The 18,828-nt window shown below is 65.9% G+C and carries 16 protein-coding genes and 1 pseudogene; 11 read left to right on the top strand and 6 right to left on the bottom strand.

All coding sequences use genetic code 11. From position 1 onward, the window contains the following. Window positions 1-4 precede the first annotated feature (4 nt). The 5 genes and pseudogenes from NET02_RS00890 to NET02_RS00910 all read left to right on the top strand — a co-directional run bounded on the left by NET02_RS00890 (window position 5) and on the right by NET02_RS00910 (window position 5,660). A complete protein-coding gene (locus tag NET02_RS00890; RefSeq protein WP_284055481.1) occupies window positions 5-1,285 on the top strand; it encodes a hypothetical protein in 1,281 nt (426 codons plus the stop codon). 325 nt (window positions 1,286-1,610) lie between these two features. Continuing rightward, window positions 1,611-2,348 (top strand): annotated as a pseudogene (locus tag NET02_RS00895) (MDR/zinc-dependent alcohol dehydrogenase-like family protein); the annotation flags it as partial. 155 nt (window positions 2,349-2,503) lie between these two features. After that, entirely contained in the window at window positions 2,504-3,622 is a 1,119-nt protein-coding gene (locus NET02_RS00900; RefSeq protein WP_284055483.1) for an NAD(P)/FAD-dependent oxidoreductase, read from the top strand. A 121-nt stretch (window positions 3,623-3,743) separates the two neighbouring features. After that, window positions 3,744-4,514 carry an HD domain-containing protein gene (locus tag NET02_RS00905; protein ID WP_284055484.1) on the top strand — a complete coding sequence of 257 codons (771 nt, stop codon included), beginning with the start codon at window positions 3,744-3,746 and terminating at the stop codon, window positions 4,512-4,514. A gap of 3 nt (window positions 4,515-4,517) precedes the next feature. Further along, window positions 4,518-5,660, top strand: a complete 1,143-nt coding sequence (locus NET02_RS00910) for an FtsW/RodA/SpoVE family cell cycle protein (protein ID WP_284055485.1) — start codon at window positions 4,518-4,520, stop codon at window positions 5,658-5,660. 239 nt (window positions 5,661-5,899) lie between these two features. Here the strand turns inward: NET02_RS00910 and NET02_RS00915 are convergent, their stop codons facing one another. The 4 genes from NET02_RS00915 to pdxR all read right to left on the bottom strand — a co-directional run bounded on the left by NET02_RS00915 (window position 5,900) and on the right by pdxR (window position 9,437). Next, entirely contained in the window at window positions 5,900-6,154 is a 255-nt protein-coding gene (locus NET02_RS00915; RefSeq protein ID WP_284055486.1) for a helix-turn-helix domain-containing protein, read from the bottom strand. A 120-nt stretch (window positions 6,155-6,274) separates the two neighbouring features. Then, a complete protein-coding gene (gene pdxT, locus NET02_RS00920) occupies window positions 6,275-6,910 on the bottom strand; it encodes a pyridoxal 5'-phosphate synthase glutaminase subunit PdxT (protein WP_284055487.1) in 636 nt (211 codons plus the stop codon). A 13-nt stretch (window positions 6,911-6,923) separates the two neighbouring features. After that, window positions 6,924-7,805, bottom strand: a complete 882-nt coding sequence (gene pdxS / locus NET02_RS00925) for a pyridoxal 5'-phosphate synthase lyase subunit PdxS (protein WP_284055488.1) — start codon at window positions 7,803-7,805, stop codon at window positions 6,924-6,926. Between the two features lie 117 nt (window positions 7,806-7,922). Then, the gene (gene pdxR, locus NET02_RS00930; RefSeq protein WP_284055489.1) at window positions 7,923-9,437 is read right to left on the bottom strand and encodes a MocR-like pyridoxine biosynthesis transcription factor PdxR; all 1,515 of its coding nucleotides are present in this window, start codon (window positions 9,435-9,437) and stop codon (window positions 7,923-7,925) included. Between the two features lie 189 nt (window positions 9,438-9,626). Here pdxR and NET02_RS00935 point away from each other — a divergent pair, with 189 nt between their 5' ends. Further along, window positions 9,627-11,189 carry a PucR family transcriptional regulator gene (locus NET02_RS00935; RefSeq protein WP_284055490.1) on the top strand — a complete coding sequence of 521 codons (1,563 nt, stop codon included), beginning with the start codon at window positions 9,627-9,629 and terminating at the stop codon, window positions 11,187-11,189. On the opposite strand, the gene NET02_RS00940 is transcribed toward NET02_RS00935, so the two are convergent. Continuing rightward, window positions 11,186-11,641: a hypothetical protein gene (locus NET02_RS00940; protein WP_284055491.1), complete on the bottom strand. Its 456-nt coding sequence runs from the start codon at window positions 11,639-11,641 to the stop codon at window positions 11,186-11,188. The genes NET02_RS00935 and NET02_RS00940 overlap by 4 nt on opposite strands. Window positions 11,642-11,992: 351 nt before the next feature. Between NET02_RS00940 and NET02_RS00945 the strand changes: the two genes are divergently transcribed. The 5 genes from NET02_RS00945 (at window position 11,993) to NET02_RS00965 (ending at window position 17,469) form a co-directional block, all read left to right on the top strand. After that, window positions 11,993-13,480: an ABC transporter substrate-binding protein gene (locus NET02_RS00945; RefSeq protein ID WP_284055492.1), complete on the top strand. Its 1,488-nt coding sequence runs from the start codon at window positions 11,993-11,995 to the stop codon at window positions 13,478-13,480. Between the two features lie 86 nt (window positions 13,481-13,566). Next, window positions 13,567-14,511, top strand: a complete 945-nt coding sequence (locus NET02_RS00950) for a carbohydrate ABC transporter permease (protein ID WP_284055493.1) — start codon at window positions 13,567-13,569, stop codon at window positions 14,509-14,511. Between the two features lies 1 nt (window position 14,512). Next, a complete protein-coding gene (locus NET02_RS00955) occupies window positions 14,513-15,358 on the top strand; it encodes a carbohydrate ABC transporter permease (protein ID WP_284055494.1) in 846 nt (281 codons plus the stop codon). 99 nt (window positions 15,359-15,457) lie between these two features. Beyond that, window positions 15,458-16,558, top strand: coding sequence for an ABC transporter ATP-binding protein (locus NET02_RS00960; RefSeq protein WP_284055495.1), 1,101 nt, complete (start codon window positions 15,458-15,460; stop codon window positions 16,556-16,558). Window positions 16,559-16,677: 119 nt separating this feature from the next. Beyond that, window positions 16,678-17,469, top strand: a complete 792-nt coding sequence (locus NET02_RS00965) for an SDR family NAD(P)-dependent oxidoreductase (protein ID WP_284055496.1) — start codon at window positions 16,678-16,680, stop codon at window positions 17,467-17,469. On the opposite strand, the gene NET02_RS00970 is transcribed toward NET02_RS00965, so the two are convergent. Then, the gene (locus tag NET02_RS00970; RefSeq protein WP_284055497.1) at window positions 17,470-18,621 is read right to left on the bottom strand and encodes an aminotransferase class V-fold PLP-dependent enzyme; all 1,152 of its coding nucleotides are present in this window, start codon (window positions 18,619-18,621) and stop codon (window positions 17,470-17,472) included. Window positions 18,622-18,828 lie beyond the last annotated feature (207 nt).

Below are 18,828 nucleotides of genomic sequence, written 5' to 3' on the forward strand. Positions count from 1 at the left end.
GACCATGGCAACGGATCCCCTGGATTTATTGAGAGGGTATCTACTAGACAACGCGGGGGCTAGTCCCCTCCCACCGAGCGACCTCCCGGAGGAGCGGGCGCCCGATCTCCCGACGGCGACATCTTCTTCTCCAGCCCAGGAGATGGCGCGCCTGGAGATCGACCCGTTTCCGGAAGGTTCGGCCCTGTTCCGCTTCTTTGTGGACGGAGTGCAGCGCACAGTCCCGGTAGCCGAGATCCTTGTCAACAAAGTGCGAGTCCCCTTGCACCTTTCACACCTGATTGTTGGGGCTATGGAGCGGGCAGATAGAGAGCTCCGACCATTTAAGGTGCGGGAAGCTCTTGTGCTGCTCCTCCCTTATCAAGCCTTACAAGTCGCTGACTCAGCATGGTCTAGCAGAAGACCCCCCGGCCGAGAACTGGGATCTGCTGGCCGCATCTATGAAGCGGTACAGAGCGGCAAGTTACTGTATTCGGACACCTCTCTCACTTTGCGCCTCGGTTCGGATGGTCGCCCCGGCATTTTGCTTCAGGCAGGCGACCTGATTCGCACCGGAGAAGTGCGTCGGAAGGCACTTGACCGCGCAAAGGAATTGCTGCGGATTATGGAAATAGGCATCTTGTGGGAGTTGAGGCAGGAATGCCCCGAGAATTGGATATTATTGGACGGGCCTGTAGCACCGCCGCTCAAATATGGTCGCCTTGTGGCCCCGGCTCTCCAGGGGCTAGAAGAAATAGCCAGACCCGATATAGCCTTTGACTTTCTCCGTCGTGTTGTTGGAGCTGTTAAGAGAGTCCAGATTGTCCCCCAAAGCGGACTGGAAGTGGCGCTGAGTTCTGATAAGCGTCCGGTGCTTCCCATTTACAGATTTGGAGAGGTAATCGAAGAGGACGACGCAGTAACTAAGGAGATCCTCTCGGCCTTTCTTTGGCTGAGACGGGAACTGGCAGGAGAAATCTCTGCCCTATGGTCCACTGTCAGCGGCCTTGCTCGAATCGATATCCCTATTCCAGCCGTATTTGACGACCCTGCCCGGAGAAACGGATGGAACACCCTTGACGAGAGAGATATCACAGATCTCCTTGCTGACCGCAGCAGTGCCGAGCGCCAGAGGCTTGAAGAGATATTGCGATCTATAGTGACAGAACGCTGGCCGGTACCGGCGTCCACCGTGACCAGAATGCTTGTGGAGTTGTTTCCCATTGCTGAAACCGAGCTTTGGTTAACAGCCCAGTTACGCACCGTGTACGAAATGCGGAGCGTGTTTTCTTTCTCACATCAGTAGCGTTGCGATGACGGCCGGGAAATGAAGATCATCTTAGAGGTCAAGGGCTTTGAGACCGAGCAGGACGGGCAGAAAGAAGCTGACGCTAAGCGCTAGGTGCGGGCGGTCAATTATCGCGGCGGGTTCGGACGGTGGACCTTCGTGCTGTGCAAGGATTCGGACCGTCTCTCCGAGGACGTCCGCCGGTCGGTTAACCATCTTCGCAGCAGCGCTCCTGACTCAAATTGGAACGGGCGCAATTGCTGGCGGAAGGGGCCAACGCCTGCCTGAAGGGATGGAATTGATGGCAGAGGCGTTCTCCTCTGGATTCAAGCGGCCATTTTTCGAAGACCACTTCATCCTGCTCGCCAATATCTTCCCGACCGGCTACCACGGCGCTGAGCTGGCCGATGTCCGGCCAGGGGAGAGCGTGGCAGTCTTCGGCGCTGGGCCGGTCGGCTTGATGGCGGCCTATAGCTGTCTGCTGCGCGGCGCCTCGAAGGTCTTCGTAGTGGACCGCATCAAGGAGCGGCTCGACAAGGCGCGGGAGATCGGCTGCATTCCGGTCAACTTCGACGAGGTCAACCCGGTCGAGTTCATCAAGGAGCAGTCGCCCGGCGACCGGCTGGCCACCGGCTCGGTACCCAACAAGGCGTTTGCCGGCGTCGACAAGGGGATCGACGCTGTTGGCTACCAGGCACACGTGCGCGGCGCAGCGCGCGAGGATCCGGCTATCGTCCTCAACACCCTGATCGAGGTCGTGCGGCCGACGGGCGCGATCGGTGTGCCAGGTCTCTATGTCCCCGCCGATCCCGGCGCGCCCGACGAGGAAGCGAAGCAGGGACGCCTGCGGTTGGCGATCGGGCGGCTCTTCGAGAAGGGGATCCGGCTCGGAACCGGCCAGTGCAACGTCAAGCGATATAACCAGTACCTGCGCGACCTGATCATCGCCGGCCGGGCTAAGCCCTCCTTCGTCGTCTCGCACCGCCATCGTCTGGAGGAAGCCCCGCTGGCTTACGAGAAGTTCGACAAGCGGGTGGAAGGCTACGTCAAGGTCGTGCTCAAGCCGCAGATGGCGGCCTAGCCGGCCGGCGTGCTCAGGGGTGGCACGGCACCGCGCTACCCCCTTCTCGCTGTGAAAGACGCTCTCCATTGGGAGGTCGCCCCAGCCTTGCCCAGGAATGCGAGCTGGCCGATACTGGCCGTGCGCCGGTAGACGGGCAGGCGAGGTGCGAGCGGATGGGCGAGCGCGCAGCAGCCGAGGTCGTAGTCGTCGGCGGTGGCGTGATCGGCTCTGCAATCGGCTACGAGCTGGCCCGCCAGGGCGTCGCGGTGACGCTGGTCGAGGCGGCCACGATCGCGGCGGGGGCCTCGGGTGCCAGTGCCGGCGGGGTGCGGCAGCAAGGCCGCGACCTGCGCGAGCTGCCGATCGCCCTGCGCGCCATTCGGCGCTGGCCGCACCTGGCCGAGGAACTGGGCGCGGATCTGCACTACCGGCAGGACGGCAACCTGACGCTGGCCGAGCGGCCGGAAGACGTCGCCGCACTGGAGCGTCGGGTGGCCGAGGAGCGGGCTCTCGGGCTGGACGTCCGGATGATCGGCCAGGCCGAGCTGCGCGAGCTGGTTCCGGACATCGCCCCCACGGTGCTCGCAGCGAGCTGGTGCCCGAGCGACGGCCACGCGATGCCGAGCCTGGTGACCCATGCCTTCGCTCGAGCGGCGACCCGTCTCGGGGCCCGGATTCTTCAGCAGACACAGGTGACCGGCATCTCGCATCATCGGGGCCAGGTGGCCAGCGTGACGACGACGCGGGGCCAGATCTCTTGCCGCTGGGTCGTGAACGCGGCCGGTGCCTGGAGCGCCGTGATCGCGCGGATGGTTGGGCTCAGGATCCCGATCGAGCCGCGGGCGCTCCAGATGCTGGTGACCGAGCCGATGCCGCCACGGCTACGGCCGGTGCTGGGAAGCGTGCATCGCCCGCTCAGCCTCAAGCAGTTGCCGGGAGGCTCGTACCTGATCGGGGGTGGCTGGCCTGGCCGGCTCGACCTCGCGACCCGGCGCACGCGGCTGCTTCAGGCGAGCATCGCTGGCAGCGTTCGGGAGGCGAGCGCGGTCTATCCTCTGCTCGGCCGGGCCCGGCTCGAGCGTGGCTGGGCGGGCATCGAGGCGATCGCCGTCGACGAGGTGCCGATCCTAGGGATGGGCGGTGAGGTCGAGAGATTCGTCTTCGCCTGCGGGTTCTCCGGGCACGGCTTCGCGCTGGCTCCCGCCATCGGTCAGTCGATCGCCGAGCTGATCACGGAGGGGCGCTCGAGTCTCCCGCTCGATGCGCTCTCGCCCGCGCGGTTCGGTGTTTGAGGAAAAGGTTGCAAACGGGAGCGGCGACTGATCATTCGCCCGTGCTCGCTGCCTACCTACCAGAGGTTTGTGGTCGATACGGCTATACTTGGGCTCGGGCCATCGGTGGAGAGGTCGTGCGATGAGCACCAACGGCGAATCGATCCCGGAGATCATCGGCGAGGCGGCTGCAGTGCGAGCCACCAAGCCGGAGGCTGCCGCTCGTCCAGCGGCGGTCGCGCTGCCGATCACGGTCGCTGACCTCGAAAAGGACCCCGAGGTGCGCGCCTATATCGAGGCCGGCAACGCCAACCTGGCGGTGATCGGCTTCACCGAGCACGGGCTTCGGCATGCCAACCTGGTGTCGCACATCGCGCGCAACGTGCTGCGCCGGCTGGGCTACGACCAGCGCGAGCAGGAGCTGGCTGCCATCGCTGGCTATCTCCACGATATCGGCAACGCGATCAGCCGCTATGACCATAGCCTGACCGGCGCGCTGCTGGCGCGAGACATCCTGCGCCGCTACGGCGTGGCTCCTGAGGACATCGCGATCGTGATGGGTGCCATCGGTAGCCACGGTGACGACACGCAGCGGCTCGGCGAGCCGGTGCACGCGGTGTCAGCCGCGCTAATTCTGGCCGACAAGTCGGACGTCCACCGCAGCCGGGTGCAGAACCCGGATCAGAGCAAGTTCGACCAGCACGACCGGGTGAACTACGCGGCCGTCTCGTCCTTCCTGCGCGTCGACCCGGGGGAGAAATCGATTACTCTGGAACTGACGATCGACACGACGATCGCGCCGGTCATGCACTACTTCGAGATCTTCCTGCCGCGGATGGTGATGAGCGTGCGGGCCGCCGAGTTCCTCGGCTGTACCTTCCACATCAACATCAACGGCGTGGAGCTGCTCTGAGCCATGGGTACGGTCGTTACCTCGCTCCAGACGCACCGTCGCGCCGCAAGCTGGGCCGCGTTCGATCCCTACATGGCGATCACCACGCTGGTTCTCATCGGCTTCGGGCTCGTCGCGATCTGGAGCGCCGAAGGGGGAGGGGCGCTGCGGCTCGACAGCCTGGCGGTGCGCCAGTTCATCTACGCGCTCATCGGCCTTCCGTTGCTGATCGGCCTGTCCTGGGTCGACTACCGCTACATCAAGTCGATGGCGTGGCCGATCTACGGCCTGACCCTGGCGCTCCTGATCCTCGTGATGCTAGTCGGAACGAACATCGGTGGCTCGGTTCGCTGGATCGAGCTGGGGCCGATCACTGTCCAGCCATCGGAGCCGGCCAAGCTGGGGGTGATCGTCGCACTGGCGGCGTTCATCGCCAACCGGGGCGAGGAGATGAGCCGGCTGAAGAACTTCGTGCTGAGCGGCCTGCTGGTGGCTCTGCCGGCCCTACTGGTGTACCAGCAGCCTGACCTCGGCACGGCTGGCGTCTTCGCCGCTATCTGGCTGGCGATGGTTCTCTTCAGCCCGACCCGGCTGCTCTATGTTGCCGGTGTCCTGCTCGCCTCGCCCGTCGTCGCCCTGTTCGCCTGGAAGTACGTCCTGCACGATTACATGCGGGAGCGGCTGCTGATCTCGTTCGAGCCGGAGCGGGACTATTTCGGCGCTGGCTTCAACATCATCCAGGCTCAGATCACGATCGGCACCGGTGGCTGGTACGGTAACGGGCTGGCCGGCAGCATGCAGAGCCAGCTCGACCTGCTCCGGGTACGGACGACCGACTTCATCTTCGCCCATGCGATGGGCATGTTCGGGTTCATCGGCGGCGTCGCCCTGATCGTCACCTACCTGATCCTGCTATGGCGCACCAGTCACGTCGTGACCGTCGCCCCCGACCTGTTCGGCCGGCTGCTGGCGGTCGGCGTCACCGTGATGATCTTCTTCCAGGCGTTCGTGAATATGGGGATGAACGTCGGGATCATGCCGGTGACGGGCCTGCCGCTTCCCTTCATCAGTCTCGGTGGCAGCTCGCTGTGGACGCTGCTGGCCAGCCTAGGGGTGCTCCAGAGCGTGCTGATCCATCGGCGGCGCATCGGATTCAAGCTCGGATAGCTGGCCCCGGGCCCATCTGACCGATCGAGCGGTAGTAGAGTCCTGCTGTCCTGTTTGACAGCCTTTCCCACACGATCGCGAGAACGGGGTCGGACGACCCGCTGCTGCCGCCGCGCCGCGCGATGGATGCCCCTGGAGTGCGTGAGACGAATGATGCAGTGCCCCGCCATTGCGGGATCCTTCGACTGGCTCGCCCGGGAACCTGACGTCGGTAGGGAGCAGCGGGCCCTGGCAGCGGCCTAGTGCGCGGGCGTGAAGACGGCTCGAGCGTCTCCGCCGCTGACCACGGGCACCGACCACGGGAATGGCTCGTCGTTCTGCCGCAGAAAGGCGAGGAGATCGTCCGGCTCGACCAGCCAGTCGTCCGCGGGCTCGAGGCGAGTTCCACGTAGCTCGCCCACCCGAAGCCAGTAGCGGACGGCTTCTGGGTGGAACTGGAGCAGTTGAGCAGCTTCCTGGACCGTCAGCCCGCGCCGTAGCCCTTTCGCCAGCATGCGCATCTCCCCCACGGACTGTTTGCCTCGACCGAACCCGCGTACGTACACCTCGTATGGTAGCAGAGGTGTGTCTCGCTGGCAAGGATTCGGGGCGGGAGTGCGACTGCAACGCAGGGCCTACCGTGCGCCGCGGGTCGCTGGCTCTAGCTGGACGGCCGGCGAGTGCTCGCGGGCCAGCCGGCAAAACCAGGCGTGAAAGCGGTCGTCGCCGGTCAGCTCCGGATGGAAGGCAGTGCCGATCAGGTTGCCCTGGCGTACCGCGGCTACCGTGCCGTCCGTCAGCCGGGCCAGGGGCTCGACCGCCGGCCCCATCTCGGCTACCACTGGAGCTCGGATGAACACCGCGCGAACCGGCTCGCTCCCAACTGCCGGGATCTCCAGATCGGTCTCGAAGCTCTCGATCTGAGGCCCGAACGCGTTCCGCCGCACGACGATGTCCAGCAGGCCGAGGAGGTGCTGGGTGCGAGCGCGCGTCTCGGGGTCGACTTCCCGGGCCAGGACGATCATCCCCGCGCAGGTGCCCCAGATCGGCCGCCCTGACCTGGCGAACTCCACGATCGGCTCGCGCAGGCCGAATCGCTCGATCAGCCGGCCAATCGTGGTGCTCTCGCCACCGGGGATGATCAGCCCGCTGATCCCCGCGAGCTCGCTCGGCAGGCGGATCTCGCGCCCCTCGACGCCCAGCCGGGCCAGCGCTGCTAGGTGCTCGCGAAAGTCCCCCTGCAGGGCCAGGACGCCGATGACTGGCTGCATTCGCTCCCTCCCCTCACCAGCCACGGGGGGCGAGGCGCTGGCCGGCCGGGATCGCCTCCAGCTCCAGCCCGCGCATCGGCTCGCCGAGGCCACGGCTGACCTCGGCCAGGATCGCTGGATTGCGGTAGTGAGTCACGGCCTCGACGATGGCCCGCGCTCGCGCCCTCGGGTTCTCCGACTTGAAGATGCCAGAGCCGACGAAGACGCCCTCGGCGCCGAGCTGCATGACCAGCGCGGCGTCGGCCGGGGTTGCGACGCCGCCGGCGCAGAACAGCACCACCGGAAGGCGGCCAGTCTCGGCGACCTCGCAGACGAGCTCGTACGGGGCGCCCAGCTCCTTCGCTGTCGTCATCAACTCTTCCTTCGGCAGCGCTTGGAGCCGGCGGATGCCGTCCAGGATATCGCGCAGGTGGCGAACCGCCTCGACGATGTTGCCGGTTCCAGCCTCACCCTTGCTGCGGATCATCGCGGCACCCTCGCCGATGCGCCGTAGCGCCTCGCCGAGATCGCGGGCGCCGCAGACGAACGGCACCTTGAACTGATGCTTGTCGATGTGGTAGCGGTCGTCTGCCGGGGTCAGCACCTCGCTCTCGTCGATGTAGTCGATGCCGATCGCTTCCAGGATCTGCGCCTCGACGAAGTGGCCGATCCTCACCTTCGCCATCACCGGGATGGTCACCGCCTCCTTGATCCGGAGGATCAGCTCCGGGTCGCTCATCCGGGCGACCCCGCCCTCCCGGCGGATATCGGCGGGCACCCGCTCGAGCGCCATCACCGCGACCGCGCCTGCTTCTTCGGCGATCTGCGCCTGCTCCGGCGTGACCACGTCCATGATCACCCCGCCCTTGAGCATCTGAGCCAGGCCTACCTTCGTCGTCCAGGTCGACTTCTCCATCTGCCGCGACCTCCTCGCTGCTCACCGATCGCTGACGCTCGATCCAGTTCACTTAGCCTGATGGTTTTGGGCTTGTTCCGCCCGTGCTCTGCCCGCTCGCCCGCGCGGCACGGACGACTAGACGATCGGAGCCACGACTCTCGCCCGCCGACTCCCTTCGCCGTTGAGCCGGATGCTTCTGAGCGCCTGCACTGCTTCGGCCAGCCGTGCGATACCCGGCTCGATCGCTGTTACCGGCGGGAAGGTGAAGTTGAGGCGCAGCGTGCCGGTTCCCGCATCGTCGGGATGGAAGCTCTCGCCCGGCGCGAAGGCGACGCCGCGCCGGGCCGCCTCCGGCAGCAGGTCGCGGGCGCGGAGCCCGTCAGTCAACCGGCACCAGACGTAGAAGCCCCCGGCCGGCCTCGTCCACTCCAGCACCCCGGTCGCGTATCGCTCCAGGGCGGCCAGCATCCGCTCGAGCCGCTCTGGGTAGTGCCGGCGCAGCCGCTCCAGGTGAGCGTCGAGCAGGCCGCGGGTGATGAAGGCCCAGACAGCCCACTGCGCCAGTGGGTTGGTATCTAGATCCACGATCTGCTTGAGGATCGCCAGTCGCTCGATGACTGGCCTGGGGCCGGCGATCCAGCCGATCCGAAAGCCGGGGAACAGGATCTTGGACACCGTGCTCAGGTAGAGTACCACCCCGTGCTGGTCGAGCGCGGCCAGGGGCGGAATCGACTCGCCCGCATAGCGGAGCGCGCCGTAGGGGTCGTCCTCGATGACCGGCACCTGGTAGCGGGCAGCGAGCGCCAGCAGGCGCTCCCTCCGGTCGCGGCTCATCGTTGTGCCCGTCGGGTTCTGGAAGGTCGGGAGCGTGTAGATGAGCTTGGGGCGTCGCCGGGCGACCACGTCCTCCAGCAATCCCACTCGCATGCCGTGTTGATCGACCGGGATCGGCAGCAAGCGGGCGCCGACCGCCCGGAAGACCTGAAGCGCGCCCAGGTAGGTCGGCGACTCGACCGCGACGATGTCTCCAGGTTCGAGCAGCGCGCGGGCCAGCAGGTAGAGCCCCTGCTGCGATCCAGCCACCACCAGGACGTCATCTGGGCCGAAGCGCATGCCGGATGGTGCGATCCAGCTCGCCAGCGCCTCGCGGAGCGGTGGGTAGCCTTCAGCCGGGCAGTACTGGAGCAAGCTCTGGCCGGCCTGGTGAAGCGCCTCGTCGAGGAGCTGGCGCATGGTCGCGATCGGGTAGAGCTCCGGGGCCGGCATGCCGGTTGCGAAGGTGATCACGTCGGGGCGGGACGACACCAGCATGGTGTCTTGCAGCAGCGGATCGTTCATCACGTCAGTGGCCGGCGTGAAGAGCTGGGGCCAGGGGATACCGCTGGCCGGCGTTCCCGGTTCGTGGAGGCGGCTGGGGTCGGCGACGATCGTCCCTCGTCCGACATGGCCGACAATGAGCCCGTCAGCGGCCAGCTCGCGGTAGGCGTTCACCACCGTCGTCCGGTTGACGCCTAGGACGGCCGCGAGCCGGCGCTCCGGCGGCAGGCGGGTGCCGGGGACCAGCTCGCCGCTGCTGATCCGCGCGCGGAGCTGCTCGGCGATCTGCCGGTACAGCGGGACGGTGCTGGTGCGGTCGAGCTCGATCAACATGACATCCTCCCGATTGGATGCATCCAGAAGAGACGCTACCGGGTCAACTGCCAGCGCGCAAGAGCCAATCGCCAGCATCACCAGCAGTCCAAGACAACCAATTATGGCATATTGGTCGGTATACGGGTTCCCGTATACTGACGATGCGCCCTTCCCGAAGCGGAAGGACTAGCCGGCGTGGGAGGAGGCATGTCCGAGATCACGCTACGCGATCTCTGCCGCTGGGACCGTCGCTTCACGCTCGTCGTGCCGTCCGGCATGCAGGAGGAGACGATCCTCGATCGCGCGATCTCCTGGGCGGTGTCGGTGCGCGTGGGTGCGCCGCACCTGCCGCCGCTGCGCGGTGACGAGCTGATCGTGCTCTCCGGGCGCGTCCTCCACGAGATCGAGTCGACTGCCTCGCTAACACGCGACGAGCTACTGGTGACGCTCAGCCAAGCACCGGTAACGGCGCTGGTGACGGAGCCAGGGCTCTTCTCCGGGCCAGTCGGCTCGCTGCCGCTCTTGCTGATGCCAGGCCCCCTGCCGCTCGATCTCGAACTCACGCTGAACCGGCTGCTCACCGAGCAACGCAGCGCGCTCTACCGGCTCACGACCGAGCTGTCGCGCGATCTGTCACGGGCAGCGGTCGGCGGAGGAGGCTTGGAGGCGGTGCTCCAGGTCGCGGCGCTGGCCAGCGGTCGCTCGCTCGCCCTGCAGGATGCCGAGGGACAGGTCCTGGCGCAGGCAGGGCCCGAGCCGGCGCCGGTTTCGCCAGGCGTGCTCGGGCGGGCGCGGCCGTACCCGGCGGCGGCACTGCTACCCTCGCGGGGAGGGGGTGAGTTGCTGCTCACAACGATGACGGCCGGCGGCCGGCCAGCGTACCTGGCGCTCTCCTCCGCCGCCGGCGGGCTAACCGAGCGCGACCGGTTGGTTCTCTCGATCACTGCTGGGGTCTGTACCAGCCTGCTGGCACGCGATCCACGGCGCGCCGGACGTGTCAACATCACTGGGGAGCTGGTTGCCGACCTCTTGCTGGGCCGGGCGAGTAGCGAGGCTGCCGTGCATACGCGAGCGCAGCGCCTGGGGCTCGATCCCCAGGCGCCCGTCGTCGTCGGCCTGGTCGCTGCGCCGGAAAACCCGCAGCGGGGGATTGACGTAGTGCGCCGCGCGACTGGCCGGCTAGCCAGGGAACGCTGGGTCGAGCTGGGCGACGAGGTAGCGTTCCTGGTGCCAGCGATCGAGTTGCAGGGGGTTATCGAGGCGTTTCGGTCGCTGGCGCGATCGGCAGACTCGGCCGGCTGGTCAGTGGCACTCAGCGCGTGCTTGTCCCGGCTGCGCGAGGCTCCGGAGGGTCTCCGGCAGGCGCGGTTCGCGCTCGCTCTGTGGCGGAGCGGCGCCGTGCCCGGCCCGCTGCTCCGGTTCGAGGCGGTGGAGGACCTCGGGCTGTTCAGCCTGCTCTACTACCTGTGGGGCAACCGGGCCGGTGAAGCATTTCGCCGCGCGGTTCTGGGTCCGCTGGCCGATCGCTCGAACCGAACGGCAGACCTGATCGAGACCTTGCAGGCGTACCTTACCTGGGGGAGCGCCGGAGAGGTCGCGGCGCGGTTGGGCCTCCATCGCAACACGGTGGGCTATCGCCTGAACCGGATCAGCCAGCTCACCGGCCGCGATCTGAACAACCCGCAGCATCGGCTCCTCCTCCACGTGGCTGTCCTGCTGGGCCTGCTGCCACCACCTGAGCCGCAGCCGGTCGACCGCGAAGCGGACTAACTCCGCGAGTGCTCAGCTCCCCCGCGCTCACGCGCGGCAGATTCGTGCGCATGGCTGGATTGGCCGCGCCGCGCTAGTTCGGCCGCCGTCCGCCGTAGCACGACACGCTCCAGCGACACCGCCAGCACGTTATCGAGCGACACCTCGCGCCACCCGATCGGCACCGGGAGGCGACCGAAAACCAGACGCCCCTGCCCGATCGGAGGTGCCCCATCGGGCTGGCTGGCGAAGCGTCGCCGGGCTGATTGGGTGGACGGGCCCGGGTTGCCGATCGTCGCAGTGGGCATGGGGCCGAGCAGTTCGCCTGGTAGCTGGCTAGCCTGGAAGTCCTGGGGGCCAACCGCCCGTCGCGGGGCCGGTTCGGGCATGACACGGCGTACGGTTCCCAGGTAGACATTGTCGAAGCTGTACACATCCATTCCGGGGCGGATATCCCGCAGGTCGAAGCTCATGGGTGTTCCCCCGCTTACCCGATCGACAGCCACTGCTCCAATCATATGCAATGGGCTACGCCAGGATGCGAGAGAGCGATGCTGACGGGACGAGAGGCCTGGCGAGACCGGCATTGACATAATATCGCTCTTGACAACGGAATCGATTATCCGTAGGCTGACCGTGTATACCGCTCTTGTCATTTAGGTACCGACAGCGTGTCTCTGACGATCCGGAGCTAGCTTGCCGATCGATCCGGTGGGTGTACTGGTGAAGGGAGGCGGTGAGCGAGAGGCACATCGAGAGCTTCTGAATACCCTGTGATGTGATGATAAGTCGACATGATCACTCAAAGTGGGGAGGAGTTACCGATGCTCGAGCGCGATGGCCGGAAAGCGCCAGGACACGACCAGGGCAACATCGGGGACATCTTGCAGCTCCGGTACTCTCGCCGCCAGATCCTACGCCGGGCAGCGACGTTCGGTCTCTCGGTGCCGGTCGTGAGCGCGCTGCTGGCGGCCTGCGGCGGCGAGGAGGCGACACCGACTACCGCGCCTGCCGCACCGGCCGCATCACCGACGGCGGCGGCCGGCCAGACTCCGGCGGCGGGCCAAACGCCGGAGGCCGGCGCCACGCCAACCGGCGCGCCCGCGGTGCTCAAGGGGACGCAGCTTACGCTCTTGTTCGGTACTTTCTTCGTCCCTGAGACGCAGGATCTCATGAAAGAGCAACTCGAGGAGTGGGGGAAGCAGAACGGCGTCCAGACGGCGATCGACTTCGTCAACTGGCCCGACCTGCAGCCGAAGATCAGCGCGGCGGTTCAAGCGGGTGCCGGGCCAGATATTGTCCACTTCTGGCCAGGATGGCCGTATCTCTACAAGGACGCGCTCGTCGAGGTCAACGACCTGGCCGAGAAGGTCGCCCAGACCGAGGGGGACTACTTCGACTGGGCGATGAAGACCGTGCGGGTCGACGATACCTGGCTGAGTGTCCCGATCGGCACGTCCACGAGTGCGCAGGTCTACCGCATCAGCTTCTTCCAGGAGGCCGGCTGGGATGACCCGGTCAACAACCCGCCGGATACCTGGGAAGATCTGTTCCGGATCGGCGTGGAGCTGAAAAAGCGAGGGACACCGCTCGGCCAGGCGTTCGGTCACAGCACCGGAGACCCGCCGTCCTTTGCCTACTCGTTCATGTGGGCGCACGGCGCCATGGAAGTCGAGGAGGATGGCAAGACCGTTGCCTTCAACAAGCCCGAGTTCGTGGAGGGCATGAAGCTGCTCCTGAGCTACTGGACACAGGCCTTCGACGAGACCGGCCTCTCCTGGGACGACGCGACCAACAACCGTGCCTTCCTGGCGGGCCAGATCGCCTGGACGTTCAATGGGAGCAGCATCTACATCGCGGCACAGAAGGATGCGCCCGACATCGCCGAGGACACCATGCACCACATCTTCCCGCAAGGGCCGGCCGGGCGGTTCAACAACCTGGGCAGCCAGTCGGTCGGGATTCTGAGCTACTCCAAGAACGTCGAGGGCGCCAAGGCGTTCCTGGAGTGGTGGCGGTCTCCTGAGCAGTTCCGGCGCTGGCTGGAGATCCAAAAAGGCTACCAGCTCACGCCGACCCCGTACTACATCGAGGATCCGTACTACACGCAGGATCCGAAGCTGAAGCCATATGCCGAGGTCGGCAAGTACGGGCGCAACATCGGGTTCGCCGGGCCCACCAACGAGAAGGCGGCGGAGGCGTCGGCCCGCTACATCGTCGTCGATACCTTCGCTCGGGCGATTCAGTCGGGGAATGCCGAAGAGGCGATCCAGTGGGGCGCGAGCGAACTGGAGCGCATCTACGGCGGGTAATCTGAGCTGGCGCGGGGAGCCGGGACGAGCCCCGGCTCCCCGCGCCCCCTCTGATACTGGTGTGGCTTGAAGATGTGAGGTGCTGGATGACCACGGCACCGGTCAGAACCATCGCGCAGGTAGCGCCGCTCCCGCTGAGGCAGCGGGTTCGGCTATGGGTCGAGAGCGAGCCGGTGCTCGCGTACCTCTTCATGACGCCCGGCTGGCTCATCTTGCTCCTGTTCATGAGTTACCCGTTCTTCCTCGGCATCTGGATCTCGCTGACCGATCGCACGGTCGGCTTGCCGACCGGTGAATTCGTCGGCTTGCAGAACTATCGAGACCTGCTGCGCGATGGCGTGTTCCGCCTGACCGTGCTCAACACGTTCATCTACGGCTTCGTGACGGTGCCCTTCAAGCTGCTCCTCGGATTGTTGCTGGCGCTACTCCTGAACCAGGCCTTCCGGTTGCGCAACGTGCTGCGAGCCGCGTTGCTGCTCCCCTGGATCGTCCCTACCGCGCTCAGCAGCCTCGCCTGGCTCATGCTCTACGACCCGGTGCTCAGCCCGTTCTCCTGGCTGCTGAAGGACCTGGGACTGATCGACGCAAGCATCTCGTTCCTCGGGAGCCGGGGCCATGCCATCCTGTCGCTCTGTCTCGCCAACATCTGGCGTGGAACGCCGTTCTTTGCCGTCGCCATCCTGGCCGGGCTCCAGGCCGTGCCTCAGGAACTGCACGAGGCGGCAGCGATCGAGGGAGCGAACGCGGTCCAGCGTTTCTTCGCGGTGACGCTCCCAGTGATCAGAGGTATCGTGGTGATCACCACGCTGTTCTCGATCATCTGGACCTTCGCTGACTTCCAGCTCGTTTACGTCCTGACGAAGGGTGGCCCGGCGAACTCGACCCACATCTTCGGCACGTTTGCCTGGCAGGAGGGGATCGGCGGAGCGGGGAAGCTCGGCATGGGCGCGGCGGTGTCCTTGTACATGTTCCCGATCCTGGCTGTGCTCTCGGCGATCCTCCTCCGCCACGTGCGCTCGCAGGAGGCCTGAGATGGTTGGGAGCAACCGACTGAGCAGCCGTATCGTCTTCCTCTACATACCGCTGGCGCTGTTCACGATCTTCCTGCTTTTTCCCTTCTATTGGATGCTCATCATCTCGCTCAAGCCGAACAGCCTGCTCTTGAACACGCGGGTAAACCCGCTCTATCTCACGGAGTTCACCCTGCGTCACTATCGCTACCTCTTCGAGAACACCGACTTCCCGCGCTGGGCGTGGAACACGGCGGTCGTGACCTTCGGTGCGACGCTCCTGTCGCTTACCTGCAGCATCCTGATGGGCTACGCGCTCGGTCGTTTCCGTTTCAAGGGCGGGAACCTGATGGGGACTGCGGTCTTCCTGGCCTATCTGATCCCTCCGACGCTCCTCTTCATCCCGCTGAGCCAGGTTGTCGTCCGGTTCGGTATCTACAACGAGTACTGGGCGCTGATTCTCACCTATCCGACCTTCCTCATCCCATTCGCGAGCTGGCTGCTGATGGGCTACTTCCGGACCATCCCGCGCGAGCTGGAAGAGTGTGCCATGATCGACGGGGCCAGCCGCATCCAGGCGATGCGGAGAATCATCCTACCCCTGGCACTGCCGGGCGTGCTCTCGGCCGCGATCTTCTCGTTCACGCTCTCCTGGAACGAGTTTCTCTACGCGCTCGTCTTCATGGGCTCAGGGCATATGAAGACGATCCCGGTGGGTACCGTCAACGATCTGATCCGGGCAGACGTGTTTCAGTGGGGGCCGCTGATGGCGGCAGCCGTGCTCGGCTCGGTGCCGGTCGCCGTGGTGTACATGTTCTTCGTGGACCATTACGTCTCAGGCATGACAGCGGGCGCGGTGAAGGGATAGGATACAGCTCGTCCTGACAGCAATGCCGAAGTCTGCGATACTTGACAGTGGTGATCCCTGAGGAGATCTGCAGCGAGGTAGCGCAGCGGAGGGTTAGGTATGGCGGAGGTAATCTACGACCACGTCACCAAGCGCTTCGACAGCGTGGTGGCGGTCAACGACCTGACGCTCGAGGTGGAGGACGGCGAGTTCCTGGTGCTGGTCGGTCCGTCCGGCTGTGGAAAGACGACAGCGCTCCGATGCCTTGCCGGGCTGGAGGAAGTCACCAGCGGTGACATCGTTATTGGCGACCGGGTCGTGACCCACATCCCACCGAAAGACCGCGACATCGCCATGGTCTTCCAGAACTACGCCCTCTATCCTCACATGACGGTGTACGACAACATGGCCTTCGGCCTGAAGCTGCGCAAAGTGCCTAAGCAGGAAATCGACCGGCGGGTCAAGGAGGCAGCGGAGATCCTGGGCATTCAGGATCTCCTGAACCGCAAGCCGCGCCAGCTTTCGGGTGGCCAGCGGCAACGCGTGGCGCTCGGTCGCGCGATTGTCCGTGAGCCGCAGGTCTTCCTCATGGACGAGCCGCTGTCCAACCTCGATGCCAAGCTCCGCGTGCAGACGCGCGGTGAGCTGATCAAATTGCAGCGCCGGCTCGGCGTTACCACGATCTACGTCACCCATGACCAGGTCGAAGCGATGACGATGGGACATCGCATCGCCGTCATGAACCAGGGCGTCCTCCAGCAGCTCGACACGCCGGAGAATCTCTACGACCGCCCGGCGAACCTGTTCGTGGCGACCTTCATCGGTAGCCCGGCGATGAACATCTTCCCAGCCCAGGTCGTCGGCGGAGACGGTACGGTGCAGCTCGTTGCCGGCGACGTCAAACTCGAAGCCCCACCGAGTCATCGCAATCGCCTGGCCGACTACGTCGGTCGGGAGGTGCTCGTCGGTATCCGACCCGAAGATCTGGAGGTCGTGGCGGGGAATCCGGAGTCCGAGGGTGGCGACACGGTGCGGCTGCCAGTCGAGCTGATCGAGCCGCTCGGTGCGGAGACGCTCGTCCACCTGCGTGGTCCGGCTGGCACGCTGATCGCTCAGGGCGAGCCACGCATCCATCTCGACCCCGGCGATGTCGTGACGATCCGGGTCCGGAAGGACCACCTGCACACCTTCGATCCGCAGACCGAGCTGGCGCTCTTCTAGCCAGCTCCGCGCTCGTCACCGAACCTGCTCGGGGCGCATCCCCGCCTGTCCCGCGGCCGATGCCGTGGTGGCACGGGAGGCGCCCCTCACTGTTTCGGCGTCTGGAGAAGGGAGCGACGATGCGCCTTGCTGACAAAGTCGCGCTGGTGACGGGCAGTGGTTCGGGCATCGGGCGGGCTATCGCCGAGCGCTTCGCCCGCGAGGGAGCGCGGGTGATCGTCAATGACCTCCACCGCGATCGAGCCGAAGAGACGGTTCAGCGCATCGCCGCGGCCGGCGGGGAGGCGCTGGCGATCCAGGCGGACGTGACGCAGAGCGCAGCGGTCCAGGCGATGGTCGAGCAGGGAATAGCCGCATTCGGCCAGATCGATATCCTGGTCAACAACGCCGGCGCCTCGCAGGGCGACGATATCCTGACGTTCGACGAGGCCACTTGGGATTGGAATCTGGCCGTCGTCTTGAAAAGCGCCTATCTCTGCTCGCGGGCAGTGCTGCCGCGGATGATCGAACGCCGGAGCGGCGCGATCGTCAACATCTCCTCGGTCAACGGCATCGCCGGGCTGGGCGAGGAGGCGTACAGCGCCGCCAAAGCCGGGATGAACGTGCTGACGAAGAACATGGCGGTCAAGTACGGCCGCTTCGGCATCCGGGTCAATGTCATCTGTCCGGGTACCATCCGCACGCCGATCTGGGGCCCGCGCCTGGAGAAAGACCCGCTGATCTTCGAGAAGCTGGCCAAATGGTACCCGCTGGGGCGGGTGGGCGAGCCAGAGGACATCGCCAATGCGGCGCTCTTTCTTGCCTCGGACGAGGCGTCCTGGATCACCGGCACCGTCCTCATCGTCGATGGGGGCCTCCTGGCCGGCAGCTACCGGATGACACTGGAGCTCGAGGGGAAATCAGAGGAGTAGTCAGTCGCCCACTCTCCTTCCGGCCGTTGCCTGAATGATCGCCGTGACCCGCTCAGCGATCAGCTCCTCCTCGCCGGTTTCGAGCGTGTCCGGAGTGATGTAGACGCCACGATCGCCCGCCGGGGCTACCGCGATGCGCGGGTCGCCCTCCCAGAGCCGTTGCCGCAGCTCGCCGCCGGTTAGCCCAGCCTGCTCCGGATCGAGTTCGAGCAACAGCCGGGGCACGGGCTGGCCGGCCTCGTTCGGGAAGTCGCGGCGCGCCTTCGCGCCCGGCAGCCGGCTGAACTGCTCGACCCAGCCCTGGACGATCGCCTCGCAGCGGGCGATCCGCGCCGCGTGGTCTTGCTGAAGGTACAGCTCGAGGGCGGTGAGGAGGCCGATCATCTCCTCGCGCCCCACCTTCATCGGCCGGCCGAGCCGCTGGTGCGGCGCGCCGTGGTGGAAGACAGCTTCGATCAGGTCGGCCCGGCCGACGATCAGCCCGCTCGCCTGCGGGCCGCGCAGGTCTTTCCCACCGCTGAAGATGGCCAGATCCGCTCCGAGATCGCGGGTGAATCGCCAAAGGTTCTCCGGCGGCGGGAGCTGGGCCGCGGCGTCGACGATGACCGGCACCCCGTGCGCGTGGGCGATCTCGATTACCTGGGACAAGGGGAGCGCTCCGCGACTCAGGTGCTCGCCGGCCATGTAGACCACCGCCGCCGTGCGCTCGGAGATGGCGGCCTCCAGCTCCCAGGGGAAAGTCTGGAGCACGTTGCCGATCTCGACCAGGCGGGCGCCGGCCAGCCGGATGGCAGGGTCGTAGGGGATGCGGTGGGCGGTGTGGATGATCACCTCATCCCTGGCCAAGACCGGATCGGGCATCTGGTCCACCAACTGGCTGATCGCTCTCAGGTCCGGGCCGGTCAGGCAGGCGAGTGTGGCGAGGAAGAGGCCGGCTGAGGCGCCGGTACAGACGTAGGCCGCCTCGTTGTGGGTCAGCTCGGCGATGCGCCGGCCAACGGCGCGTTGGAGTTCGAAGAGATCGACGTACCACTGGGCCGCCTCGGCCATCGCGGCCAGCACCTCAGGCGGCATGATGGAGCCACCCAGCCGGGTCAGGCGAGCATCGGCGTTGATCACGCGGCGCAGGCCGAGTCGCTGGTAGACATGCATCGGACTGCTCCTTCCACTGGCTTCGCTGGGCCTGGAGCCACGTGCCTGGTCGAGAGGCTTACCCGAGCACTGATCGTTAGCGGCAGTATCGTCTGGAGCCGCCGGAGGTGCAATCGCTGCCGCGGCCTAACGGCCGTTCTAGGCACAGAGGCTTGACGGAGCCGGCTGATGAGTGGTAGGATATCTGTACCGGTTTAGTGAAACGGT

It is taken from the genome of Thermalbibacter longus (assembly GCF_023806485.1).
GTDB lineage: Bacteria > Chloroflexota > Chloroflexia > Thermomicrobiales > Thermomicrobiaceae > Thermalbibacter > Thermalbibacter longus.